18 protein-coding genes are annotated in these 24,333 nt (G+C 73.5%); 12 read left to right on the top strand and 6 right to left on the bottom strand.

All coding sequences use genetic code 11. The features are described 5' to 3' along the window. The first annotated feature begins 20 nt into the window (after positions 1-20). Both CP980_RS29780 and CP980_RS29785 read left to right on the top strand, forming a co-directional pair. Positions 21-2,096, top strand: a complete 2,076-nt coding sequence (locus CP980_RS29780) for a serine/threonine-protein kinase (RefSeq protein WP_150529489.1) — start codon at positions 21-23, stop codon at positions 2,094-2,096. Continuing rightward, on the top strand, positions 2,093-3,661 hold the full coding sequence (locus tag CP980_RS29785; protein WP_150529490.1) for a phytoene desaturase family protein: 1,569 nt from the start codon (positions 2,093-2,095) through the stop codon (positions 3,659-3,661). The genes CP980_RS29780 and CP980_RS29785 overlap by 4 nt, the downstream gene beginning before the upstream one ends. A 6-nt stretch (positions 3,662-3,667) precedes the next feature. Here CP980_RS29785 and CP980_RS29790 read toward each other — a convergent pair whose 3' ends face one another. Beyond that, positions 3,668-4,129: a nitroreductase family deazaflavin-dependent oxidoreductase gene (locus CP980_RS29790; protein WP_099894171.1), complete on the bottom strand. Its 462-nt coding sequence runs from the start codon at positions 4,127-4,129 to the stop codon at positions 3,668-3,670. Between the two features lie 104 nt (positions 4,130-4,233). On the opposite strand from CP980_RS29790, the gene CP980_RS29795 reads away from it, so the two are divergent. Beyond that, positions 4,234-4,620, top strand: coding sequence for a VOC family protein (locus tag CP980_RS29795; RefSeq protein ID WP_132758947.1), 387 nt, complete (start codon positions 4,234-4,236; stop codon positions 4,618-4,620). Positions 4,621-4,669: 49 nt separating this feature from the next. On the opposite strand, the gene CP980_RS29800 is transcribed toward CP980_RS29795, so the two are convergent. Further along, complete coding sequence (locus tag CP980_RS29800; RefSeq protein ID WP_150529491.1) at positions 4,670-6,499, bottom strand: serine hydrolase domain-containing protein; 1,830 nt, start codon at positions 6,497-6,499, stop codon at positions 4,670-4,672. 144 nt (positions 6,500-6,643) lie between these two features. On the opposite strand from CP980_RS29800, the gene CP980_RS29805 reads away from it, so the two are divergent. The 3 genes from CP980_RS29805 to CP980_RS29815 all read left to right on the top strand — a co-directional run bounded on the left by CP980_RS29805 (position 6,644) and on the right by CP980_RS29815 (position 10,671). After that, on the top strand, positions 6,644-7,750 hold the full coding sequence (locus tag CP980_RS29805; protein ID WP_132758949.1) for a nitronate monooxygenase: 1,107 nt from the start codon (positions 6,644-6,646) through the stop codon (positions 7,748-7,750). A 14-nt stretch (positions 7,751-7,764) separates the two neighbouring features. Continuing rightward, positions 7,765-9,327 (top strand): acyl-CoA synthetase, encoded by a 1,563-nt coding sequence (locus CP980_RS29810; protein ID WP_150529492.1) that lies wholly within the window; start codon positions 7,765-7,767, stop codon positions 9,325-9,327. 192 nt (positions 9,328-9,519) lie between these two features. Beyond that, entirely contained in the window at positions 9,520-10,671 is a 1,152-nt protein-coding gene (locus tag CP980_RS29815) for a calcium:cation antiporter (protein WP_132758951.1), read from the top strand. A gap of 53 nt (positions 10,672-10,724) precedes the next feature. Here CP980_RS29815 and CP980_RS29820 read toward each other — a convergent pair whose 3' ends face one another. Beyond that, a complete protein-coding gene (locus CP980_RS29820) occupies positions 10,725-13,172 on the bottom strand; it encodes a penicillin acylase family protein (RefSeq protein ID WP_308439353.1) in 2,448 nt (815 codons plus the stop codon). Between the two features lie 175 nt (positions 13,173-13,347). On the opposite strand from CP980_RS29820, the gene CP980_RS29825 reads away from it, so the two are divergent. After that, entirely contained in the window at positions 13,348-14,865 is a 1,518-nt protein-coding gene (locus CP980_RS29825; protein WP_150529494.1) for a fatty acyl-CoA synthetase, read from the top strand. A 175-nt stretch (positions 14,866-15,040) separates the two neighbouring features. Here CP980_RS29825 and CP980_RS29830 read toward each other — a convergent pair whose 3' ends face one another. Then, positions 15,041-15,859, bottom strand: a complete 819-nt coding sequence (locus CP980_RS29830; RefSeq protein ID WP_132758954.1) for a YhjD/YihY/BrkB family envelope integrity protein — start codon at positions 15,857-15,859, stop codon at positions 15,041-15,043. Between the two features lie 87 nt (positions 15,860-15,946). After that, on the bottom strand, positions 15,947-17,248 hold the full coding sequence (gene paaK, locus CP980_RS29835) for a phenylacetate--CoA ligase PaaK (protein ID WP_132758955.1): 1,302 nt from the start codon (positions 17,246-17,248) through the stop codon (positions 15,947-15,949). 129 nt (positions 17,249-17,377) lie between these two features. Between paaK and CP980_RS29840 the strand changes: the two genes are divergently transcribed. After that, a complete protein-coding gene (locus CP980_RS29840) occupies positions 17,378-18,241 on the top strand; it encodes an alpha/beta fold hydrolase (protein WP_150529495.1) in 864 nt (287 codons plus the stop codon). A 120-nt stretch (positions 18,242-18,361) separates the two neighbouring features. Here CP980_RS29840 and CP980_RS29845 read toward each other — a convergent pair whose 3' ends face one another. Then, on the bottom strand, positions 18,362-19,993 hold the full coding sequence (locus CP980_RS29845; RefSeq protein WP_150529496.1) for an acyl-CoA synthetase: 1,632 nt from the start codon (positions 19,991-19,993) through the stop codon (positions 18,362-18,364). 189 nt (positions 19,994-20,182) lie between these two features. Here CP980_RS29845 and CP980_RS29850 point away from each other — a divergent pair, with 189 nt between their 5' ends. From CP980_RS29850 to CP980_RS29865, 4 genes are all read left to right on the top strand, one after another. Then, positions 20,183-20,983, top strand: coding sequence for a crotonase/enoyl-CoA hydratase family protein (locus CP980_RS29850; protein ID WP_132758958.1), 801 nt, complete (start codon positions 20,183-20,185; stop codon positions 20,981-20,983). An 81-nt stretch (positions 20,984-21,064) separates the two neighbouring features. Beyond that, positions 21,065-22,027 (top strand): OB-fold nucleic acid binding domain-containing protein, encoded by a 963-nt coding sequence (locus CP980_RS29855; RefSeq protein ID WP_150529497.1) that lies wholly within the window; start codon positions 21,065-21,067, stop codon positions 22,025-22,027. Further along, complete coding sequence (locus tag CP980_RS29860) at positions 22,027-23,100, top strand: thiolase domain-containing protein (RefSeq protein ID WP_150529498.1); 1,074 nt, start codon at positions 22,027-22,029, stop codon at positions 23,098-23,100. Before CP980_RS29855 ends, CP980_RS29860 begins: the two co-directional genes overlap by 1 nt. Continuing rightward, positions 23,097-24,272 (top strand): thiolase domain-containing protein, encoded by a 1,176-nt coding sequence (locus tag CP980_RS29865; protein ID WP_132758961.1) that lies wholly within the window; start codon positions 23,097-23,099, stop codon positions 24,270-24,272. Before CP980_RS29860 ends, CP980_RS29865 begins: the two co-directional genes overlap by 4 nt. The last annotated feature ends 61 nt before the right edge of the window (positions 24,273-24,333 follow it).

The raw sequence follows: 24,333 nt of genomic DNA on the forward strand, positions 1-24,333 counted from the left end.
AACGGGGGCGGCTTTAAGACATGGCGGAGTCCAGACTGATCCAGGGCCGTTACCGGTCACTCGATCTGATCGGGCGCGGCGGCATGGGCGAGGTGTGGCGCGCCCGGGACGAGTCGCTCGGCCGACAGGTCGCCGTGAAATGCCTCAAACCGCTCGGACCCGAGCAGGACAACCACTTCACCCAGGTCCTGCGCGAACGCTTCCGCCGCGAGGCGCGCGTCGCCGCGTCCCTCCAGCACCGCGGGGTCACCGTCGTCCACGACTTCGGCGACGACAGCGCCGCGGGCGGCCCCCTCTACCTCGTCATGGAACTCCTCGACGGCCGCAACCTCAGCCAGCTCCTCGACGACAACGAGACGCGCCCGCTCCCCGTGGACGTGGTCGTCGACACCGCCGAGCAACTGGCCGCCGCCCTGGGCTACACCCACGACCAGGGCGTCGTGCACCGCGACCTGAAACCGGCCAACATCATGCGGCTCACCGACGGCACGGTGAAGATCTGCGACTTCGGCATCGCCCGCCTCGCCCACGACATCGGCTTCACCGCCAAGCTCACCGGCGGCGCCATGGCCATGGGCACCCCGCACTACATGTCGCCCGAGCAGATCGCGGGTGGCGAGGTCGACCACCGCAGCGACCTCTACTCCCTCGGCTGCGTCCTGTACGAGATCGCCACCGGCGCCCCGCCCTTCGACCTCGGCGACTCCTGGTCGGTGCTGGTCGGCCACCGCGACAACGCACCCGTACCGCTGCGCGAGCACCGGCCCGAACTGCCCGAGTACTTCGAGCAGGTGGTCCTGGACCTGCTGGCCAAGCGTCCCGAGGACCGCCCGGGCGATGCCCGCCACCTGCACCGGCGGCTCGTCGAGGGCCGCGTCGGCCCGGGCGGCCTGCCCGGCGCCCAGGCGCCGCTGCCGGCCTGGGCCCGAGGGATGACCGCGGGCCGCAAGGCGGGCACGCAGGCACGCCCCGCGAGCGGTGCCTGGGCCGTGCTCACCGGCTCCTGGACCGCCGGGCGCCCCAGCGGCGAGCACCGGATCCTGCGCCCCGCGGCCGCCGAGGACCCGCGGCTCACCGCCCCGTACGGGATCCCGAGCCCGGCCTCGTTCGCGCCCGGCCCCGCCGAGGCGCCCGGGCCGGACGAGCTCGCCGCCGGTCACGCCCGGGCGTTCGCCCTCAGTCGTGCGGGCCGGCCCGAAGAGGCGCTGGCCGGGTACGAAGCCGTCGCCGAGGGGCGCGCCCGGGTCCTCGGCGCCGACCACCCCGACACCCTCGCGGCCCGCGAGGAGGCGGCGTACGAACTGGGCCGGCTCGGACGCCACCGCGAGGCGCACGACGTCTACCGCGCCGTGCTCGCCGCGCGGGAGCGGGCCACGGGGCCGCTGCACCCCGACACGCTGCGCTGCCGGCACAGCCTGGCCTGCGCGCTCGGCGCGCTGGGCCGGTTCGCCGACGCCCACCGCACCGCCGCCGAGGTCGCCGCCGACCGGGCGGCGGTGCTGGGCGCCGAGCACCCGGACACGCTGCTGACCCGGTACGAGGCCGCGTACGCGCTGGGCCGCCAGGGCCGCTGGCAGGAGGCCCTCGACGGGTTCCGCCACGTCGCCGCCGTACGGGAACGGGTGCTGGGCCGGGACCATCCGGACACCCTCGCCGCCCGCTACGAGGTCGGCATCGCGCTCGGCCGGACCGGCCACGCGGCCCAGGCCCTGGACCTGTTCCGGGGCCTGGTCCGCGACCGCACCCGCGCGTACGGGGCCGCGGACCCCGAGACGCTGCGCGCCCGGCACGTCCTGGGCGTCAACCTGGGCCGGCTGGAGCGCTGGGAGGAGGCGGTGGCCGAAGCCCGGCAGGTGGCCGCCGCCCGGGCCAAGGCGCTCGGCGCCGAACATCCCGACACCCTGGTCAGCCGCCGCGAACTCGCCGTCGGACTGGGCCGGCTCGGCCGCTGGGACGAGGCCCTGCCCGTGTACCGGGAACTCTCCGGCATCCGCGAGCGCTCCCTCGGCGACGACCACCCGGACACGGTCGCGGCCCACGCCGACGAGGCACACTGTCTGGAGCGGCTGGGTCAGGTGTGTTACCAAGAGCCATGACGAGCTTCGGGCACGATGTATACGACGACGTGATCGTGGGCGGCGGGCACAACGGACTGGTCGCCGCCGCGTACCTGGCCCGGGCGGGCCGTTCGGTGCTGGTCCTGGAGCGGCTCGGGAACACCGGCGGCGCCGCGATCTCCACCCGCCCCTTCGTCGGCGTCGACGCCCGGCTCTCGCGCTACTCGTACCTCGTCTCCCTGCTCCCGGCGAAGATCGTGCGGGACCTGGGGCTGGAGTTCGCGGTCCGCAAGCGCACGGTGTCCTCGTACACGCCCTTCGAGCGCGACGGGCGGGCCGGCGGACTCCTCGTCGGCGGCGGGGAGTCCCGCACCCGGGAGTCGTTCGCGCGGCTGACCGGCTCGGAGCGGGAGTACGAGAGCTGGCGCGCCTTCTACGGCCGGACCGGACGGCTCGCCGAGAAGGTGTTCCCGACGCTGACCGAACCGCTGCCCACGCGCGAGGAGCTGCGGGCCCGGATCGACGACGAGGCGGCCTGGCGGATGCTGTTCGAGGAGCCGCTCGGGCGCGCCGTCGAGGAGCACTTCGCCGACGACCTGGTGCGGGGCGTGGTGCTCACCGACGCCCTGATCGGCACGTTCGCGGACGCGCACGACGCCTCGCTCGTACAGAACCGCTGCTTCCTCTACCACGTGATCGGCGGCGGTACGGGGGACTGGGACGTTCCGGTCGGCGGGATGGGCGCGCTCACCGACGCGCTGGCGGCCGCGGCCCGGGCCGCCGGGGCCGAGATCGCGACCGGGCACGAGGTGGTCCGGATCGAGACGGACGGCCGGACGCCGGCCGAGGTGACCTTCCGTACGGCGACGGGCGAAGGGCGGGTCGTCGCGCGGACGGTGCTGGTCAACGCCTCGCCGCGGGCCCTGGGCGAACTGCTGGGGCAGGCCCCGGCGGCGGCGCCCGAGGGGGCGCAGCTCAAGGTCAACATGCTGCTGCGGCGGCTGCCGAGGCTGCGGGACACCTCGGTCGATCCCCGCGAGGCCTTCGGCGGCACCTTCCACATCGCCGAGGGGTACGAGCAGCTCGCCCGGGCCCACGCCGAGGCGGCCACCGGGGAACTGCCCTCGGTGCCGCCCTCGGAGATCTACTGCCATTCGCTGACCGACCCGACCATCCTCGGGCCGGAGCTGGTGGAGCAGGGGTACCAGACGCTGACCCTCTTCGGCCTGCACACCCCGGCCCGGCTGTTCGAGAAGGACAACCAGCAGACGCGCGAGGTGCTGCTGACCGGCACCCTCGCGCAGCTGGACGCCCACCTGGCCGAACCGATCACCGACTGCCTGGCCTTCGACGCGGACGGGCGCCCGTGCATCGAGGCGAAGACCCCGCTGGACCTGGAGCGCGAACTGCGGCTGCCCGGCGGGCACATCTTCCACCGGGACCTGTCGTGGCCGTACGAGGAGGACCGTGGTGCGGCGGCGGGCCGCTGGGGCGTGGGGACCCCGTACGCCAACGTCCTGCTGTGCGGCGCGGGCGCCGTGCGCGGAGGAGGCGTCAGCGGGGTCCCCGGCCACAACGCGGCGATGGCCGTCCTGGGGCACTGACCGCCGTTACGCGGCGGCTCCGGCGGGCTCGATGACGACGATCGGGATCTCGCGGTCCGTCTTCTTCTGGTACTCGTCGTAGTCGGCCCAGTGCTTCACCATCACGGGCCAGTACGCGGCGCGCTCCTCGGGCGTCGCCGTACGGGCCGTCCCCTGGAGCACCTTCGGGCCGACCTGGATGCGGACCTCGGGGTGGGCCGTCAGGTTCTTGTACCAGAGCGGGTGTTCGGGGTCGCCGCCCTTGGAGGCGACGATGAGGTAGCGGCCGTCGGCCTCGCCGTAGATGAGCGGGGTGCGCACGGCGTTGCCGGAGACCCGGCCCACGGTGGTGAGCAGCAGGGTCTGGGTGCCGTTCCAGTGGTGGCCCTCGGCCCCGTTCGACGCGACGTACTGCTTGACGTGGTCGAGCTGCCAGGTGCCCTGCTTGGGGTCCTTGGGGTGGTCCCAGTCGATCGCGGTGTTCGCCATGGCCTGTACCTGCCTTTGCTTGCCGAGCTGTTGGGGGTTGAACAGTCAACGAAACTCAACGACCACCAACACCGCCGGGCACGGCTTTATGCCAGGATCGGCTCGTGATCGCCGAACTTCAGTGTGTCGTGCTGGACTGCCCCGAGCCGCTGCGGCTTGCCGAGTTCTACCGGGACGTGCTGGGCGGGACCGTCAACCGGCCGGACCCGCGCTGGACGCTCGACGAGCACTGGGCGACGCTGCACGTCCCGTCGGGCCAGGTGCTCGCCTTCCAGCGGGTGGAGGACCACCGCCCGCCGCGCTGGCCGGACCCCGCCCACCCCCAGCAGTTCCACCTGGACTTCGCGGTGGCCGACCTGGACCGGGCGCAGGAGCAGGTGCTGGCCCGCGGCGCCGCCCTCCTGGACGCCCGCACCGGCGCCGTGCCCGACGACTGGCGCGTCTACGCGGACCCGGCGGGCCACCCCTTCTGCCTGATCCGCCAGGGCTGAGGAGCAGCGGCAGGCCCCGCCCGGCGCCGCGCCCCGTGCCCCCGCCGTCTCAGTCCGTGGAGCGGGTCCAGCCGACGGCGTCGATGCGGGAGGCGTCGGCGGGCCGGTCCTCCGTGAAGAGGAGGCGGCCGGGCTCGGAAACGCGCAGGACGTCGACGTACACCCCGCGGCCCACGTAACGGCCGGTCGCGGCGTATCGGACGCGGAGGTGGACCGGGCGGCCCGCCCAGGCGGTGAGGGGGGCCTCCAGGCGGTGCCAGATCCGGCCGGACCAGCCGCCGGCGCTCGCCCGCGGCCACTGTTCGGGGGCTCCGCCCGTCGAGCGCAGCGTACTGAACGGCAGCGGCTCCCAGGCCGACCCGTCGGCCGAGGCCTCCAGGTGGAAGGCGCCCTCGCCGGGGACGGTGTCCCACCACACCGCGCAGCGCAGCCGGGCCGCGGCCGTCGCCGGGGTCAGCGGGGGCAGGGTGAGGGTGCCGGAGCCCCCGGTCTCCATGCCGGAGAACCAGGCCGGGCCGCCGTGCTTCGTACGGACCGGGACGGCCCGGGCGAAGCGGTTGCCGACGGCGACGCGGGGCGCGCTGCCGGCCCGCCAGGTGCGCACGGGGTGGACGGAGTTGCCGAGCAGGACGAGGAAGGAGTCGGTGGAGGGGTCCAGGACCAGGGAGGTGCCGGTGAAGCCGGTGTGGCCGGCGGAGTGCGGGGTGGCCATGGCGCCCATGTACCAGTGCTGGTAGAGCTCGAAGCCGAGGCCGTGGTCGTCGCCGGGGAAGGCGGTGTTGAAGTCGGTGAAGAGCAGTTCGACGGAGGCGGGGCGCAGGATGCGCTTGCCGGCGTAGACCCCGCCGTCGAGGAGGGTGCGGGCGAGGACGGCCAGGTCGAACGCGGTGCCGAAGATGCCGGCGTGGCCGGCGACGCCGCCGAGGGCGTACGCGTTCTCGTCGTGGACCTCGCCCCAGACCAGTCCGCGGTCCAGTCCGGACCAGGGGGGCCGCTGGATCTCGGTGGCGGCGGTGACGCGGCGCCAGGAGAGCGGTGGGTTGTAGCGCGTGCGGTGCATCCCGAGGGGAGCGGTGATCTCGTCGTGGAGCAGGAGGTCCAAAGTGTGACCGGTGATCCGTTCCAGGAGCAGCTGGAGCGCGATGAGGTTGAGGTCCGAGTACCGGTACACCGTCCCGGGGGTGTCCTGCGGGCGCACCCCGCACAGCAGCCTCAACTGTCCCGCACGGGTGGGCTGCTGGTAGAAGGGGGCCCAGGAACGCAGCCCCGAGGTGTGCGTCAGCAGCTGGCGCACCGTGATCAGCTCCTTGCCGCCGCCGGTGAACTCGGGCAGGTACCGGTCCACCGGGGCCTCCAGCTCCAGCCGCCCCCGCTCCATCTGCTGCACGGCGAGCAGCGACGTGAACAGCTTGGTCAGCGAAGCCAGGTCGAAGACGGTGTCCTCGGCCATCGGGATGCGCTGCGCCGCCGGGAACTCCCGCACCCGGTCGGTACGGCCGTCGTAGTCCGCGTACCGCACCGCCTCGCCCATCGCGCGGTGCAGGGCGATCGTGCGGCCCCGGCCGGCGAGCAGCACGGCGCCCGCGTAATAGGGGTGCTCGGGGGAGGGGCCGAGGAAGCGCCGGGCCTCGTCGGCCGCCGCCTCCAGGTGCTTCTCCACCAGTCCCGCCTGCCGCGCGGACCCGTACCGCAGGCGCAGCCCCTGCAGCGCCCGGCGCTCGGCCGGATTGCCCGCGGCCCCCGCGGCCCCGGGCAGCGCGGCGTGCAGGAGCAGCACCCCGCCCAGCGCCAGCAGCCGCCCCCCGAGCCGCCGCCGGCTCAGCCCCGCCCGGGCAGGGGCTTTGCGGTCTGCTCCCCGGTCCCCCGTGTGCTCCTCCACCACCGGCCTCCTGTTCGCCGAACCGCCCTCACGAAGTATCTGCCCGCCGGTGCGGCGGGCCCCGCACCGACCGGCCCGTAAAGAATCTGACGAGTCATCAGAAACCTCTTCCCTCGGCTGCCGGGCTGCGGCATGCTGCCGCCCATGGAGACGGAGCTGAGCAAGAAACTGGGAGTCGAGCACGCCATCTTCGGCTTCACGCCCTTTCCGGCGGTCGCCGCGGCCATCACCCGCGCCGGCGGATTCGGCGTCCTCGGCGCCGTCCGCTACACCGCCCCCGACGACCTCAGGCGCGACCTCGACTGGATGCAGGAGCACAGCGACGGCAAGCCGTACGGCCTCGACGTCGTCATGCCGGCCAAGAAGGCCGTCGACGGCATCGGCGAGGCCGACATCGAGGCGATGATCCCGGCCGCCCACCGCGCCTTCGTACGCGACACCCTCGCCAAGCACCACGTCCCCGAGCTGGCCGAGGGCGAGGCCTCAGGCTGGCGGATCACCGGCTGGATGGAGCAGGTCGCCCGGGGCCAGCTCGACGTCGCCTTCGACTACCCCATCAAACTCCTGGCGAACGCCCTCGGTTCCCCGCCCGCCGACGTCATCGCCCGCGCCCACGACCACGGGGTCCTCGTCGCCGCCCTCGCCGGCAGCGCCAAGCACGCCCGCCGCCACGCCGAAGCCGGCATCGACATCGTCGTCGCCCAGGGCTACGAGGCCGGCGGCCACACCGGCGACATCGCCACGATGGTGCTGGTCCCCGAGATCGCCGAGGCCGTGGCCCCGCTCCCCGTCCTCGCCGCCGGCGGCATCGGCAGCGGCGAGCAGATCGCCGCCGGCCTCGCCCTCGGCGCCCAGGGCGCCTGGCTCGGCTCCCTCTGGCTGACCACCACCGAGGCCGACCTGCACTCCCGCGCCCTCACCGAGAAGCTGCTGGCCGCCGGCTCCGGCGACACCGTCCGCTCCCGCGCCCTCACCGGCAAGCCCGCCCGCCAGCTGCGCACCGAGTGGACCGACGCCTGGGACGACCCGGCCGGCCCCGGCGCACTCCCGATGCCGCTCCAGGGCCTGCTCGTCGCCGAGGCCGTCTCCCGCATCCAGAAGTACGAGGTCCGGCCGCTGCTCGGCACCCCCGTGGGCCAGATCGTCGGCCGGATGAACTCCGAACGCAGCGTCCAGGCCGTCTTCGACGACCTCACCCGCGGCTTCGAGCGCGCCATCGACCGCATCAACCGCATCGCCGGCCGGGCCTGAGAGGTGTGACCAGCATGAGTGCCACGAACGAGCAGCCCCCCAACGGTTTCTGGGCCCAGGCGGCCGCCGACCCCGGGCGCACCGTCCTCGTCACCCCGGGGGGAGAGGAGTGGAGCGCCGGGCGGCTGTACGCCGACGCCAACCGCCTCGTCCACGGCCTGCGCGCCGCCGGACTGGAGAAGGGCGACGTCTTCGCCGTCGTCCTGCCCAACGGCGTCGAGTTCCTCACCGCCTACCTCGCCGCCTCCCAGGCCGGGTTCTACCTGGTTCCGGTCAACCACCACCTCGTCGGCCCCGAGATCGCCTGGATCGTCTCCGACTCCGGCGCCAAGGTCCTCATCGCCCACGAGCGCTTCGCCGACGCCGCCACCGCCGCGGCCGACGAGGCGGGCCTGCCCGTGAGCCACCGCTACTGCGTCGGAGAGGTCGCGGGCTTCCGGCCGTACGCCGCGCTCCTCGACGGCCGGCCCGAGGCGCCGCCGGAAGGTCGCACCCTCGGCTGGGTCATGAACTACACCTCCGGCACCACCGGCCGCCCGCGCGGCATCCGCCGCCCGCTGCCCGGAAAGCTCCCCGAGGAGACGTACCTCGGCGGCTTCCTCGGCATCTTCGGCATCCGGCCGTTCGACGGCAACGTCCACCTCGTCTGCTCCCCGCTCTACCACACCGCGGTCCTGCAATTCGCGGGCGCCGCCCTGCACATCGGGCACCCGCTGGTCCTGATGGACCGCTGGAGCCCCGAGGAGATGCTGCGGCTCATCGACCACCACGCCTGCACGCACACCCACATGGTCCCGACGCAGTTCCACCGCCTCCTCGCGCTGCCGCAGGAGACGAAGGACGCGTACGACGTCACGTCGATGCGGCACGCGATCCACGGGGCCGCGCCCTGCCCGGACCACGTCAAACGGGCGATGATCGACTGGTGGGGCACGTGCGTGGAGGAGTACTACGCGGCCAGCGAGGGCGGCGGCGCGTTCGCCACCGCCGAGGACTGGCTGAAGAAGCCGGGAACGGTCGGCAAGGCCTGGCCGATCAGCGAGCTCGCCGTCTTCGACGACGACGGCAACCGGCTGTCGCCCGGCGAACTCGGCACCGTCTACCTGAAGATGAACGCCGGCGGCTTCAGCTACCACAAGGACGAGGGCAAGACGAGGAAGAACCGCATCGGCGACTTCTTCACCGTGGGCGACCTCGGGCTGATCGACGAGGACGGGTACCTCTTCCTGCGCGACCGGAAGATCGACATGATCATCGCGGGCGGGGTGAACATCTACCCGGCGGAGATCGAGTCGGCCCTGCTCACCCATCCGGCGGTCGCGGACGCCGCCGCCTTCGGGATACCGCACGCCGACTGGGGCGAGGAGGTAAAGGCCGTCGTCGAGCCGGCCGAGGGCTTCGCCGCCGGGGAGGCCCTCGCCGCGGAGATCCTGCACCACTGCGAGCGGCTGCTCGCCGGCTTCAAACGGCCCAAGTCGGTCGACTTCATCGAGACGATGCCGCGCGACCCGAACGGCAAGCTGTACAAGCGGCGGCTGCGCGACCCGTACTGGGAGGGCCGCGAGCGCGCCGTGTGAGCGCGCCGCGTGCGCCGGACCGGGATCCGGGCCCCGCGACCCGCCCCGGTCCCGGTCCCGGTCCTGGGCCCCGGCCTCCGAGTCCCCGGCCCCGGTCCGCCACGCCCGACATCGCGTGAGAAGTGCCACGTCAGAGCCCCGGATGCGCTCCATGCACCGCACATCGGGGACACTTCTGGCAAGTTGGCTGATATGAGTACGGCTACCCGCAGATTCCCCCTGACCGACTGGACCGTCGTGGTCCCCGTGGTGGCGCTCCTCGCGCTCGTCTTCAGCTGGGGACGCGATCTGCCCGGATTCGCCGTGGCCCTGGTCGCCCTCTGCCTCTGCGGCGCGGTGCTGGCCGCCGTGCACCACGCAGAGGTCGTCGCCCACCGGGTGGGCGAGCCGTTCGGCTCGCTCGTCCTGGCCGTGGCCGTCACCGTCATCGAAGTGGCCCTCATCGTCACCCTGATGGCCGACGGCGGGGACAAGACCGCCTCCCTGGCCCGGGACACCGTCTTCGCCGCCGTCATGATCACCTGCAACGGCATCGTCGGCCTGTCCCTGCTGGTCGGGGCCCTGCGCAACCGGGTCGCCGTCTTCAACCCGGAGGGCTCGGGCGCGGCCCTGGCCACCGTGGCGACCCTCGCCGTCCTCAGCCTGGTGCTGCCGACGTTCACCACCAGCAAGCCGGGGCCGGAGTTCTCCACCGCCCAGCTGACCTTCGCCGCCGTCGCCTCGCTCGCCCTGTACGGACTGTTCATCGCCGTCCAGACGGTCCGTCACCGGGACTACTTCCTGCCGGTGGACACCGGGAACGCCACGAAGCCGGCGGCCGGGGCCCCCGACGGCGAGGCGGGGGGCGACGGCGGGGACGGCGACGGAGAGCACGCCGCGCCGCCCACCTCCCGCGCCGCCCTGGTCAGCCTCGGCCTGCTGCTGGTCGCGCTCATCGCCGTGGTCGGCGACGCCAAGGCCGTCTCGCCCACCATCGAGGCGGGCGTCGCCAAGGCGGGCCTGCCCAATGCCGTCGTCGGCGTGATCATCGCCCTGCTGGTGCTGGCCCCCGAGACCCTCGCGGCCGTCCGCGCCGCCCGCCGCGACCGCGTCCAGACCAGCCTCAACCTGGGCTACGGCTCCGCCATCGCCAGCATCGGCCTGACCATCCCGGCCATCGCCCTCGCCACCATCTGGCTCTCCGGTCCGCTGCTGCTCGGCCTCGGGCCGATCCACATGGTGCTGCTCGCCCTGACCGTCGTCGTCAGCGCCCTCACCATCGCCCCCGGCCGGGCCACGCTGCTCCAGGGCGGCGTGCACCTCGTCCTGCTCGCCGCCTACCTCTTCCTCGCCGTCAGCCCCTGAGCGGCCCCCGGCGGGACCGGACCGTCCCGGTCCCGCCGCAGGCCCGCCGCGGATCAGCGGCGCTCGCGCGGCCGGACCACCTTCAGCTGCGGCGAGGTGAGGATGTCCCGCTCGCAGAACCGCGAGGTCACCCACCGCTCCTGGGAGAACAGCCGGGTCTGGTCGGCGTAGTGCGGCGAGTTCGGGTTCGACGACTGGCCGTACGTCAGCAGCGTGCGCGCCACCGGGCAGCGGGTGCCGTCCCAGCCGACCGCCTGGATGTGGCTGGAGCCGTGCACGACCTCCGGGTAGCCGCCGGCCGCCGCGTTCCACGGCGCCTCGATCTTGTTCCAGACCCCGAGCGCCTCGGTGCCGCCCGGCACCGGCAGCTTCTGCCCGCCGCGCACCACGAACTGGTGCTCGCCGAGCGGCGCGTCCAAGGCGATGCCGGCCGCCCCGAGCTCCGCGACGGTGTCCGCGAGGGCCCGGCCGATCCCGGGCGCCGCCTGGTTGAGCGTACGGGGCGTGCGTACGGGGTCGGCCGCCGAGAACGGCACCAGCCACAGGTCCTTGGCCGGGGTGCTTGCGGTCAGCTTGCGCCAGAACCGGTCGAAGAGCAGCGCGCCGCGGCTGCCGGTGTCGGCCGTCCGGTCCCAGCCCGCCAGCACCGCGCAGGCGGCCGAGACGTCCACCGACCGGCCGTCGCTCGCGGTGGCCGCGCCGCCGGGCAGGGCCGCGCAGGCCTTCGCCGCGTCCGCCGCGGCGAGATCGCCGGCCGGTACCCGGTTCGCGAACTGCTGCTTCTGCAGGTCGGCCACGGTCAGCCCGCCCCTGGCGGCCATCGCGGAGACGTCCTCCACGGCGCCCCGGGTCCGCAGCGAGCGCGGGGTGGCGAAGCTGCCCCAGACCCGCTCGTAGCCGGTCACCGGCGTCTCGGCGTTGGCCAGCCAGGCGCTGTCGTTGGAGTTCTCGGCGTACGGGGCGTCGCGCAGCGTCGGCGCCTTCGCCGGGCCGAACACCCCAGGCTGCACCGCGTCCGGGTCCGATCCGAGCGCGCAGTCACCGCGTGCGCCGTCGAGGACGGCGAGCCCGGAGGCCGGGTACGTGGCCCTGCCGAGCGGGGTGGAGCAGCGGGCGGCGAGCTCGTCGGTGATGCGGGGGAGCACCTGGGACTGGGTGAACAGCGTCCCGCCGGCTGAGTCCGCGGCGATCGTGTTGACCCAGGGCAGGCCCTGCGTGCGCTTCAGCGCGTCCTGGATCCCGGCGACGGAGCGGGCCCTGCCGACGGCGAGGGCGGTGTCGGAGCCGCGCAGGTTGGCCGCGTTCGGGTCGTTCAGCGCGTACGCCGTGCCGGCCGTCCAGGGCAGCGGCAGGCTCGGGCCGAGGCCGGTGACCACGGGTCCGTAGCGGGTCCACCACTGGGTGCGGCTGACCGGAGCGCCGCCCGCCACCTGGACGGTCACCTGGCGCCGCGTCATCTTCTCCGGCTTGCCGTCCACCAGGTAGGCGGTCGGGTCGGCCGGGTCCAGGGTGAGCTGGTGCAGGTTGACCGGGGTGCCGGTGGCCACGGTGTGGCTCCAGGCGATCTTCTCGTTGAAGCCGATGTTGATCACGGGCGTGCCCAGCAGGGAGCCGCCGGAGACGTTCAGCTCCCCGGGTATGGTCTGCTGCGACTGCCAGAACCTGCGGCCGCCCTGCCAGGGGTAGTGCGGGTTCCCGAGCAGCAGCCCGTGGCCGCCCGCGGTGGTGGAGCCGGCGAAGGCCACCGCGTTGGAGCCCATGTCGTAGCGGCCGGTGTCGAAGAAGGCCCGCGCGGCCTCCGCGGCCGCCGCCGGGTCGGTGACCGGGCCGGCGGTGAGGGAGGCTGTCCGGCCCGGCGGCTGCGCCGCGGCGATGTCGTCCACGGCGCGCCCCTGGCCGCCGATCACCGAGACGGCGAAGGCGCGGGCCGCCACGTCGACGGCGGTGACCGGGCGCACCCAGGCGGCTCCCTTGCAGGCGGGGTCGGTGACCTTGTTCTGGGCCAGCCAGGCGTTGTACCCGGCGGCCCAGCCGCGCATCAGCTCCTTGAGGTCCCGGGTGGGGCCGGCCGGGGCGGGAGTCGCGAGCAGCTTCTCGACGGTGCCGGCTTCCCGGACCCCCTTGAAGTACAGGTCGCTGGTGAGGTTCTTGCTCGCGGAGGAGAGCGAGCCGTCGGTCGGCGCGTCGGGGCCGAACCATCTCGATCGCTCGCCGGCCACGGTCACGAACCCGTCGGCCAGCACACAGGCCTGGTCGGCGGCCTGGGCCCAGCCGGTGCCGAAGCCGAGGTGCGCGTAGTCCTGGGCCAGGATGTGCGGGACGCCGTTCTCGGTGTACCGGATGACGGCCGACAGGCCGCCGCCGGCGGGGCCGTGGTCGGCGGCGTCCGTGGCCGCCGAGGCCTGTGGGGCCGCCGCGGTGGCGGCGAGCAGGGCGGCGCCGAGGAGCGCGGCGCGCCGGAGCAGCGGGCGGGTGCGACCGTGTCCGTCCGACGGGTGCAAAGTGCCTCCCAAGTTGCCTGTGGCTGGGCGGGGTTGCCCGTGGTGAAGGCCGTGCTCGTGTGCCCCCACACTCATGCAGGCGGTCTGATGATCTGTCAACATCCCGTTCGGTATCCGCGGATCCCGGTGGCCCCGGTCATTGACCCCGGCCGTGCGCGGAGACGAGGATCACGCCATGACAGCAGCGCGGGCGGTGCGGCAGAACACGGTCGACGGGCTGGTGCGCGACAGCGCGCTGCGCGTCCCGGACCGGCAGGCCGTCACCTACCGCGACCGGACCTGGACCTACGCGGAGCTCGACGCCGCCGTCTCCACCGGGGCCGCCGTCCTGCGCGAGCGGTACGGGCTGGCCGACGGCGACCGGGTCGCGACCTTCGCCCACAACTCCGACGCCTACCTGCTGGCCTTCCTCGCCTGCGCCCGCGCCGGTCTCACGCACGTCCCGGTCAACCAGAACCTCACCGGCGAGGACCTCGCGCACATCCTGGACGACTGCACGAGCGCGCTGGTCCTCGCCGACCCGGACCTGGCCGCGCGGATCCCCGAGGGCCATGCCGTACGGCCGCTGCGCGACGCGCCCGGCTCGTTCCTGGCGGAGCTCGCCGACGCGCTGCCCTTCGTACCGGACCGCGATCCGTACGCGGTGGCGCAGCTGCTCTACACCTCGGGGACCACCGCGCTGCCCAAGGGCGCGATGATGACGCACAGGGCGCTGGTCCACGAGTACGAGAGCGCGATCGAGGCGCTGGACCTGGCCGAGGAGGACCGGCCGGTGCACTCGCTGCCGCTCTACCACTCGGCGCAGATGCACGTCTTCCTGCTGCCCTACCTGGCGGTCGGCGCGCGGAACACGATCCTGGACGCCCCGGTCGCCGAGGAGGTCTTCGCCCTGGTGGAGGCGGGACGGGCGGACAGCCTGTTCGCGCCGCCCACGGTGTGGATCGGGCTCGCGAACCACCCGGACTTCGGGCGCCGCGAACTGGGCGCGCTGCGCAAGGCGTACTACGGGGCCTCGATCATGCCGGTGCCCGTGCTGGAGCGGCTGCGGGCGCGGCTGCCCGGGCTCGGGTTCTACAACTGCTTCGGCCAGAGCGAGATCGGCCCGCTGGCCACCGTGCTGGGGCCGGACGAGCACGAAGGACGGATGGAGTCCTGCGGGCGGCCCGTGCGCCACGTCGAGGCGAAGGTCGTCGACGAGGACGGCGCGGACGTGCCGGACGGCACGGCGGGCGAGGTGGTGTACCGCTCGCCCCAGCTCTGCCTGGGGTACTGGAACGATCCGGAGGCGACGGAGAAGGCCTTCCGGGACGGCTGGTTCCGCTCCGGTGACCTCGCGGTGCGGGACGCGCAGGGGTATTTCACGGTCGTGGACCGGGTGAAGGACGTCATTAACTCGGGCGGCGTGCTGGTGGCCTCACGGCAGGTCGAGGACGCGCTGTACACCCACCCGGGGGTGGCCGAGGCGGCGGTGGTGGGCTTGCCCGACGAGCGGTGGATCGAGGCGGTCACGGCCGTCGTGGTGCCGCGCGGGGAGGTCACGGAGGCGGAGCTGCTGGCGTACGCGCGGGAGAGGCTGGCCCACTTCAAGGCCCCCAAGCGGGTGCTGTTCGTGGACGCCCTCCCGCGCAACGCCAGCGGCAAGATCCTCAAGCGGAAACTGCGGGACCGCTTCGGCCGTGGCGACACCCCCTAGGAGGGCGTGTCGATCGGGCCGGATCAGGGAGCGGGCTCGGTGCCGTGGATCGCACGGCGCACGAGGGCGGGGCGGGGCGACGCGGAGTGTCGGCGACCGAGGGCAACGCGGCGAGGCGCGGTGCGGGGCGCCGCGAGCCCGGCCCGATCGGCAGGACGCCTCCTGGGCCGGCGGATCACTCGGCCAGGCCGGTGGCCCGGAGGCGGCGGAGGGTGAGGTGCTCGTGCACCAGGCGTCCGACCAGGGCGCCGCCGTAGACGACGAAGCCCACGCCGACCAGCCAGGACTGGACGACCAGCAGCGTGCCGAAGGGGCCGTACGTGACGGCGTTGGACGCGATCAGCGGGGAGAACACCAGCTGGGAGAAGAGCCGCAGCCCGAGCAGGCCCAGGCTGGTGGCCACCGCCCCCGGCAGCAGGGCCCGCCAGCGGACCCGGCCGCCGAGCAGCAGCCGCTGCGAGCCCCAGAAGAAGAGGATGGTGCCGAGCAGGTCGCCGGTGGTGCCGAGGACGGTGCCGACGGCGTCGTTCGAGGGCGCCGGGATCTCGACGAGCAGCGCGAGGTAGCAGACCAGCAGGGCGAGCCAGACGACGTGCCGCCACATCGTGTGCCAGCGCGCGGTGGGCAGGTCCCAGACCTTCTCGTACCCGGTCTGCACGGCCGAACCGAAGGTCAGGCCGAAGACGGCGAGGGCCGCGAGCCCGAACGCGGTGGTCCGCTCCAGTGCCAGGTCGGCCGCGCCGAACAGCATCTCGACCCGGGCCCGCGAGGACTCGGTGACCCCGAGGGCCTGGCCGAGCCAGCGGCCGAAGCCGGAGCCGCTGCCGGGGGCGGCGGCCGCGACGACCACCAGCAGCGGCACCAGGGTCAGGAAGCCGAGGGCGGCGAAGCCCATGGCCCGGTGCATGAGCTCCATCTCGCGCCCCCGGCTCCACGCCAGCCCGGCCGGGGAGGCCTGGAGCCGGTCGTGGAGCCGGTGGAGGATCGAGGTCACGCCTCATGGACTACCCGGACGGACCCGCCGGCTCTCGGAGGCTCCCCCGAAGTAGGCCCGAAGGGGTGGTTTCGCCGGGTGGTTCCGCTACCGCGCCTCTCTGAGGTCCTTCAGGCGCTTGATCTTGCCCACAGACCGCTCCAGGGTCTCGGGGTCGACCACCTCGACGGCCACCGAGACCCCGATGCCGTCCTTGACGGCGCGGACCACGGAGGCGGCCGCGGCCTCCCGCTGGCCGGCGTCCGCCTCGCGGCGGGCCTCCACCCGGACCGTCAGGGCGTCCATCCGGCCCTCCCGGGTGAGCCGCAGCTGGAAGTGCGGGGCCAGGGCGGGCGTGCGGAGCAGGATCTCCTCGATCTGCGTCGGATACAGGTTGACCCCGCGCAGGATGATCATGTCGTCGCTGCGGCCGGTCACCTTCTCCATCCGCCGGAAGGCGGGCCGGGCCGTACCGGGCAGGAGCCGGGTCAGGTCCCGGGTCCGGTACCGGATGATCGGCATGGCCTCCTTGGTGAGCGAGGTGAACACCAGCTCTCCGGACGCGCCCTCCGGCAGCACCTCGCCGGTGAACGGGTCCACGACCTCCGGATAGAAGTGGTCCTCCCAGACGTGCAGACCGTCCTTGGTCTCGACACACTCCTGCGCCACACCCGGGCCCATCACCTCGGACAGGCCGTAGATGTCCACCGCGTCGATGTCGAGCCGCTGCTCGATCTCCCGGCGCATCTCCTCGGTCCACGGCTCCGCGCCGAATATCCCCGTACGGAGCGAGGTGGCGCGCGGGTCGATGCCCTGGCGCTCCATCTCGTCCAGCAGCGTGAGCATGTACGAGGGAGTCACCATGATGATCTCGGGCCGGAAGTCCTGGATCAGCCGGACCTGGCGGTCGGTCATCCCGCCGGACGCGGGCACGACCGTACAGCCGAGCCGCTCCACCCCGTAGTGCGCGCCGAGGCCGCCGGTGAACAGACCGTACCCGTACGCGACGTGCACCATCTGGCCCGGTCTGCCGCCCGCCGCCCGGATGGACCGGGCCACCACGTCCGCCCAGGTGGAGAGGTCCTGGTCGGTGTACCCGACGACGGTGGGCCGGCCCGTGGTACCGCTGGAGGCGTGGATGCGGCGCACCTCGGAGCGCGGCACGGCGAACATGCCGAAGGGGTACTGGTCGCGCAGGTCGGCCTTGGTGGTGAAGGGGAAGAGGGCGAGATCGGCCAGGGAGCGGCAGTCGTCGGGGTGCACACCGGCCTTGTCGAAGGCCTGCCGGTAGTGGGGCACCCGCTCGTAGGCACGGCTCAAGGTGGCGCGCAGCCGCCGCAGCTGGAGCGCGGCCAATTCGTCGCCGCTCAGCCGCTCGCCGTCGTCGTGGAGATCCGCGTGCGCCGTCATGCCGTCACCTCATCTTGAGCCGTGAACCGGAGCCTGATCCGGGTTAACCGACCGATCATTCGGTAGATTGCCCCAGCCCGGCGGCTAAATCAATGACTCGAACGAGTGATCGCATGATGGGATGGCCCCATGCCGATCTTCACCTCTTACGACGGAACCGAGCTCGCCTACCACGTCAGGGGTGAGGGCGAGCCGCTCGTCTGCCTCCCGGGCGGCGCCATGCGGGCCTCCGCCTACCTGGGCGACCTCGGCGGGCTGACCGCCGGACGCCGGCTGGTCCTCCTCGACCTGCGGGGCACCGGCGACTCGCGGGTCCCGGCCGACGCGTCCACGTACCGCGTCGACCACCAGGTCGCCGACGTCGAGGCCCTGCGCGTCCACCTCGGCCTGGAGCGCATGGACGTACTGGCCCACTCGGCCGGCGGCAATCTCGCCCTGCTGTACGCGGCCGCGCACCCCGACCGGCTGCGCCGCCTGGCCCTGATCACCCCGACCTGCTGGGCCGTGGGCCTCGACTCCACCCCGGAGCAGCGCCTGGAGGTGATCCGCAAGCGGGCGGGCGGCGAGCCGTACGACACGGCCATCGCCGCGTACGAGCAGATACTCGGGATCCTGGCGGCCGGCGGCGCCCCCACCCCGGCGGACTGGCGCCGGGTGATGCCCCTCGCGTACGGGCGCTGGGACGAGGAGGCGCGCGCCCACGTCGAGGCGAGCGACCGGGAGAAGAACGCGGTGGCGTCCGCCGCCTTCGCGGGCCCCGGCGCCTTCGACCCGCCCGCCACCCGGGCCGCCCTGCAGCGCGTGGCGGGCGAGGTGCTGGTCCTGGCCGGGGAGCTGGACAACAACCCGACGGCCGCCCTCGCCGCCGAACTCGCGGGGCTCTTCCCGCAGGGCGTCACCGACGTCCAGCCGGGCGGAGCGCACTTCCCGTGGCTGGACGGCCCGAAGTGGTTCGCGGCCCGCGTGGAGGCATTCCTGGCCGGCGGAGCCTGAGCGGCGCGCGCACCCGGCCTCCGGCCGCCACTGCGGCCACGCGGACCACGCGCCGGTGGGCGGGACCCGAAGGGACCCGCCCACCGCCCGCTGCGCCCCGGCCCACTGAGGCTCCGCGGGTCAGCGCGCCGCGTCCGCCTCCGTCGCCACCGACTTCGCCCAGCGGTAGTCCGCCTTGCCGCTCGGCGAGCGCTGGATGGCCGGCGTCACGACCAGCTGGCGCGGGATCTTGTACCCCGCGAGCCTGGTCCGGCAGTGCCGCTGGATCTCGTCCAGGGTCGGCTCCGGCGCGCCCGCCCGCACCTGCACCACCGCCGCCACGTGGTTGCCCCACTTCGCGTCCGGCACCCCGGCGACCAGGGCGTCGTACACGTCCGGATGGGACTTCAGCGCCTGCTCGACCTCCTCCGGGTAGACCTTCTCGCCGCCCGTGTTGATGCACTGCGAGCCGCGCCCGAGAACGGTGACGATGCCCTCCTCGTCCACCGTCGCCATGTCCCCGAGCAGCACCCACCGCTCCGGGCCCTTCCGGAAGAACGTCTCGGCGGTCTTCGCCGCGTCGTTGTAGTAGCCGAGCGGGACGTGGCCGCGCTGCGCGAGCCGCCCCGGTACGCCCACCGCCACCGGCTCGTGCGTCACCGGGTCCACCACCTGCGTACGGTCGTTGACCACCAGGCGGAAGCCCTTCTCGGGGCCGGAGTCCTCGGCCGCCCTGCCGTTCGACCCGGACTCCGAGGAACCGAAGTTGTTCAGCAGCATCACGTGCGGCACCAGCCGCTGGAACTCGGCCCGCACCGTCTCCGACATGATCGCCCCGGACGAGGAGACGCTGAACAGCGAGGACAGGTCGGTCCCCTTGAGCGGCCCCTTCAGGGCGTCGATGAGCGGGCGGAGCATCGCGTCGCCCACCAGCGAGACGCTCGACACCCTCTCCTTCTCGATCGTACGGAGCACCTCCTCCGGCGCGTACTTGCGGTGGATGACCACCCGCTGGCCGTAGTTGAAGGCGATGAACGAGGTCAGCGTCGACGTGCCGTGCATCAGCGGGGGTGCGGGGAAGAAGGTCAGCCCGGCGCCCTTCGACGCGACCCGCTCGGCGAGTTCCTCGGGCCGCTTCACCGGCTCGCCCGAGGGCTCGCCGCCGAACAGCCCCGCGAAGAAGAGGTCCTCCGCACGCCACATGACGCCCTTGGGCATGCCGGTGGTGCCGCCCGTGTAGATGATGAACAGGTCGTCGGGGGAGCGGGGCGAGAAACCGCGCCCGGGCGAGCCGGCCGCCTCGGCGTCCGCGTACGCGACCGGCGCGATCGAGGGCTCCGGCGCGCCCTCGGGAGCGGACCCGACCCGGATCAGGTGGCGCAGCTGCGGTGTCTGCGGCAGGGCCGCGGCCACGCGCTCGGTGAACTCGCCCTCGAAGACGAGGGCGGCGAGGTCGGCGTCGTTGTAGAGGTAGACCAGCTCCTCCTCCACGTACCGGTAGTTGACGTTGACCGGTACGAGGCGGGCCTTGAGGCAGGCCAGGACCGTCTGGAGGTACTCGATGCCGTTGTAGAGGTGCAGTCCCAGGTGCTCGCCGGCCCTCAAGCCGCTGTCCAGCAGGTGGTGCGCGATGCGGTTCGCCGCGGTGTCCAGCTCCGCGTACGTGAGGCGGCGTTCGGCGCCGGTGCCGGGGTGGTCCACGTACACGAGCGCCTCGCGGTCCGGAACCACGTCGACGACCGACTCGAACAGGTCGGCAAGGTTGTACTCCACCGTTCCTCCTCACCCCCGAGGTTTCCCGTTGCCGGGCCGTGGCTGTCGGCCCCGCGGCGGTCATTAGAGCGCCGCTCAGCCCAAGTGGGAAGGGCGTGACCCAAGAAAACTGACTGGGTGTCAGAAAACTATTGAACTGCACCCGGCCCTCCTGCAACCTGTTCTAGGTCTTGAGACGGGAGGACGGCAATGGGTGGGACGGAACACCTGACCGTGGACCGCCACGGCGCCACGCTGGTGCTCACCATGAACCGGCCGGAGGCGAAGAACGCGCTTTCGCTGCCGCTGCTGGTGGGGCTCTACGACGGCTGGCTGGAAGCGGACGCCGACGACACGATCCGCTCGGTGGTCCTCACGGGCGCGGGCGGGGACTTCTGCGCCGGGATGGACCTGAAGGCCCTGGCCGGGAAGGGGATGGCGGGCGACCAGTACCGGGACCGGCTGAAGGCCGACCCCGACCTGCACTGGAAGGCGATGCTCCGCCACCACCGGCCGCGCAAGCCGGTGATCGCGGCGGTGGAGGGGTACTGCGTGGCCGGCGGGACCGAGATCCTGCAGGGCACGGACATCCGGGTCGCGGGCGCGGGCGCCACCTTCGGGCTGTTCGAGGTCAAGCGGGGGCTGTTCCCCATCGGCGGCTCGACGGTACGGCTGCCCCGGCAGATCCCGCGCACGCACGCCCTGGAGATGCTGCTCACCGGCCGGCCGTACTCGGCCGAGGAGGCGGCGCGGATCGGGCTGGTCGGCCAGGTCGTCCCCGAGGGGACCGCCCTGGCCAAAGCCCTGGAGATCGCCGAGCAGGTCAACGCCTGCGGGCCGCTGGCCGTCGAGGCCGTGAAGGCCTCGGTCTACGAGACCGCCGAGCTGACGGAGACGGAAGGCCTGGCCTCGGAACTGCTGCGCGGCTGGCCCGTCTTCGACACCGCGGACGCCAAGGAGGGGGCGCGCGCCTTCGCCGAGAAACGGCCCGCCGTGTACCGGCGCGAATAGCCCCCGGCACCAGCCCGTCCCAGCCCCGTCCAGCCCCGGCCAGAGCCGTCCAGAGCCGTCCAGACCATCGGAGAGACAGCCATGACATCCGCCGCGTCCCCGCCAGAGGTGCTGCGCGCGCCCCTCGTCGTCGAGTTCCCCTTCACCCGCTCCCTCGGGCCCGTCCAGAGCGCCTTCCTGACCGGACTGCGCGAACGCGTCGTCCTCGGCGTCAGGACCTCCGACGGCAAGGTGATGGTCCCGCCCGTCGAATACGACCCCGTCACCGCCGAGGAGATACGCGACCTCGTCGAGGTCGGCACCACCGGAACCGTCACCACCTGGGCCTGGAACGGCTCCCCGCGCCCCAGCCAGCCCCTCGCCACCTCCTTCGCCTGGGTCCTGGTCCGCCTCGACGGGGCCGACACCGCGATCCTGCACGCCCTCGACGCCCCCGGCCCCGAGGCGGTCCGCACCGGCATGCGGGTACGCGTGCGCTGGGCCGAGGAGCGCACCGGAGCCATCACCGACATCGCCTGCTTCGAGCCCCACGACGGCCCCGCGTCCGAAGGGGCCGCCCCGCACGACGGCCGGTTCGCCGGAGCCGTCACCGGCATCGTCGCCGCCGCCCGCCTCGACTACACGTACAGCCCCGGCCGCTCCCAGACCGCCTACATCAACGCCCTCGCCGAGCGGCGGACCGTGGGCGAGCGCTGCCCCTCCTGCCACAAGGTGTACGTCCCGCCGCGCGGCGCCTGCCCCACCTGCGGGGTCGCCACCACCGACCACGTCGAGGTCGGCCCGGCCGGCACCGTGACCACGTACTGCATCGTCAACATCAAGGCGAAGAACCTGGACATCGAAGTCCCCTACGTCTACGCGCACATCGCCCTCGACGGCGCCGACCTCGCCCTGCACGGCCGGATCGGCGGCATCCCGTACGACCAGGTCCGCATGGGCCTGCGCGTCGAACCCGTGTGGACCGAAGGCGGCCGCCACCCCGACCACTACCGCCCCACCGGCGAACCGGACGCCGACTACGACGCGTACAAGGAGCTCATCTGATGCCCACGACGAGCAGGTACGCGCGGGACGTGGCCGTCGTGGCCTTCGCGCAGAGCGACCACCGGCGCCGCAGCGACGAACTCAGCGAAGTCGAGATGGTCATGCCGGTCCTGCACCAAGTCCTGGACCGGACCGGCCTGAAGGCCGGCGAGATCGGCTTCACCTGCTCCGGATCCAGCGACTACCTCGCGGGCCGGGCCTTCTCCTTCACCATGACCCTCGACGGGGTCGGCGCCTGGCCGCCGATCTCCGAGTCGCACGTCGAGATGGACGGCGCCTGGGCCCTGTACGAGGCCTGGGTCAAGATCCAGACCGGCGAGGCCGACACCGCGCTGGTCTACTCGTACGGGAAGTCCTCGCCCGGATCCGTACGGGACGTCCTGACCCGGCAGCTCGACCCGTACTACCTGGCGCCGCTGTGGCCCGACTCGGTGGCCCTCGCCGCCCTCCAGGCCCAGGCGCTGATCGACGCGGGCGAGACCGACGAGGCCGGGCTCGCGGCCATCGGCGCCCGCAGCCGGGCCGCCGCCGGGGCCAACCCGCACGCCCAGCTCAGGGGCGACGCCGTCGCGCCGGGCGACTACCAGGTCCGGCCGCTGCGCACGGGCGACTGCCCGCCCATCGGCGACGGCGCGGCCGCCGTCGTCCTCGCCGCGGGGGACACCGCGCGCAGGCTGTGCGCACGCCCCGCCTGGATCACCGGCATCGACCACCGCATCGAGGCCCACGGCCTGGGCCTGCGCGATCTCACCGACTCCCCGTCCACCCGGATCGCGGCCGAGCACGCGGGCGTGTTCGACGCCCCGGTGGACACCGCGGAACTGCACGCGCCCTTCTCCTCCCAGGAGGTCGTGCTGCGCAAGGCGCTGCGGCTGGACGGTGAGGGCGTCGCCGTCAACCCGTCCGGCGGGGCGCTCGCCGCCAACCCGATGATGGCCGCCGGCCTCATCCGCATCGGCGAGGCCGCCGCCCGGATCCACCGCGGCGAGTCCGACCGGGCCGTCGCGCACGCCACCTCCGGCCCCTGCCTCCAGCAGAACCTGGTCGCCGTCCTGGAAGGGGAACCCGCATGACGCGTACGGGGAAGGAGCCGGTCGCCGTCGTCGGCATCGGCCAGACCAAGCACGTGGCGGCCCGCCACGACGTCTCCATCGCGGGACTCGTGCGCGAGGCCGCGGTGCGCGCCCTCGCCGACGCCGAGCTGACCTGGGCGGACATCGACGCGGTCGTCATCGGCAAGGCCCCGGACTTCTTCGAGGGCGTGATGATGCCGGAGCTGTACCTGGCGGACGCCCTCGGGGCGGTCGGCAAGCCCATGCTCCGCGTCCACACGGCCGGGTCGGTCGGCGGCTCCACCGCCCTCGTCGCCTCCAACCTGGTCGCGGCCCGGGTCCACCGCACCGTCCTGACCCTGGCGTTCGAGAAGCAGTCCGAGTCCAACGCCATGTGGGGCCTGTCGCTGCCGGTCCCCTTCCAGCAGCCGCTGCTGGCGGGGGCCGGCGGATTCTTCGCCCCGCACGTGCGCGCGTACATGCGGCGCACCGGCGCGCCGGACGCGGTGGGCTCGCTCGTGGCGTACAAGGACCGGCGCAACGCGCTGAAGAACCCCTACGCGCACCTGCACGAGCACGACATCACCCTGGAGAAGGTCCAGGCCTCGCCGATGCTGTGGGACCCGATCCGGTACTCCGAGACCTGCCCCTCCTCGGACGGGGCCTGCGCGATGGTCCTCACCGACCGGGCGGGGGCGGCCCGTTCGCAGAAACCGCCGGCCTGGGTGCACGGCGGGGCGATGCGCAGCGAGCCGACGCTGTTCGCGGGCAAGGACTTCGTCTCGCCGCAGGCGGGCAAGGACTGCGCGGCCGACGTCTACCGGCAGGCCGGGATCACCGATCCGCGCCGCGAGATCGACGCGGTGGAGATGTACGTGCCGTTCTCCTGGTACGAGCCGATGTGGCTGGAGAACCTCGGCTTCGCGCAGGAGGGCGAGGGCTGGAAGCTCACCGAGGCCGGGGTCACCGAACTCGACGGCGACCTCCCCGTGAACCCGTCGGGCGGGGTGCTGTCCACCAACCCGATCGGCGCCTCGGGCATGATCCGCTTCGCCGAGGCGGCGCTCCAGGTCCGCGGCCAGGCCGGCGAACACCAGGTCCAGGGGGCCCGCCGGGCCATGGGCCACGCGTACGGCGGCGGCGCCCAGTTCTTCGCGATGTGGCTGGTGGGAGCCGAACCACCCGCCTCCTGACGGGAACCGGGCCCCGCGGCGACCGGGCGGCCGGGCGGCGTCGGGCGGGCGGCGTGCTGCC

Origin of the sequence: Streptomyces vinaceus (assembly GCF_008704935.1) — a bacterium.
Taxonomy (GTDB): domain Bacteria; phylum Actinomycetota; class Actinomycetes; order Streptomycetales; family Streptomycetaceae; genus Streptomyces; species Streptomyces vinaceus.

Coding starts and splice junctions, on each gene's coding strand:
- CP980_RS29780 (WP_150529489.1), top strand. CDS start 21: ATGGCGGAGTCCAGACTGATCCAGGGCCGTTACCGGTCACTCGATCTG.
- CP980_RS29785 (WP_150529490.1), top strand. CDS start 2,093: ATGACGAGCTTCGGGCACGATGTATACGACGACGTGATCGTGGGCGGC.
- CP980_RS29790 (WP_099894171.1), bottom strand. CDS start 4,129: ATGGCGAACACCGCGATCGACTGGGACCACCCCAAGGACCCCAAGCAG.
- CP980_RS29805 (WP_132758949.1), top strand. CDS start 6,644: ATGGAGACGGAGCTGAGCAAGAAACTGGGAGTCGAGCACGCCATCTTC.
- CP980_RS29810 (WP_150529492.1), top strand. CDS start 7,765: ATGAGTGCCACGAACGAGCAGCCCCCCAACGGTTTCTGGGCCCAGGCG.
- CP980_RS29815 (WP_132758951.1), top strand. CDS start 9,520: ATGAGTACGGCTACCCGCAGATTCCCCCTGACCGACTGGACCGTCGTG.
- CP980_RS29825 (WP_150529494.1), top strand. CDS start 13,348: ATGACAGCAGCGCGGGCGGTGCGGCAGAACACGGTCGACGGGCTGGTG.
- paaK (WP_132758955.1), bottom strand. CDS start 17,248: ATGACGGCGCACGCGGATCTCCACGACGACGGCGAGCGGCTGAGCGGC.
- CP980_RS29840 (WP_150529495.1), top strand. CDS start 17,378: ATGCCGATCTTCACCTCTTACGACGGAACCGAGCTCGCCTACCACGTC.
- CP980_RS29850 (WP_132758958.1), top strand. CDS start 20,183: ATGGGTGGGACGGAACACCTGACCGTGGACCGCCACGGCGCCACGCTG.
- CP980_RS29855 (WP_150529497.1), top strand. CDS start 21,065: ATGACATCCGCCGCGTCCCCGCCAGAGGTGCTGCGCGCGCCCCTCGTC.
- CP980_RS29860 (WP_150529498.1), top strand. CDS start 22,027: ATGCCCACGACGAGCAGGTACGCGCGGGACGTGGCCGTCGTGGCCTTC.
- CP980_RS29865 (WP_132758961.1), top strand. CDS start 23,097: ATGACGCGTACGGGGAAGGAGCCGGTCGCCGTCGTCGGCATCGGCCAG.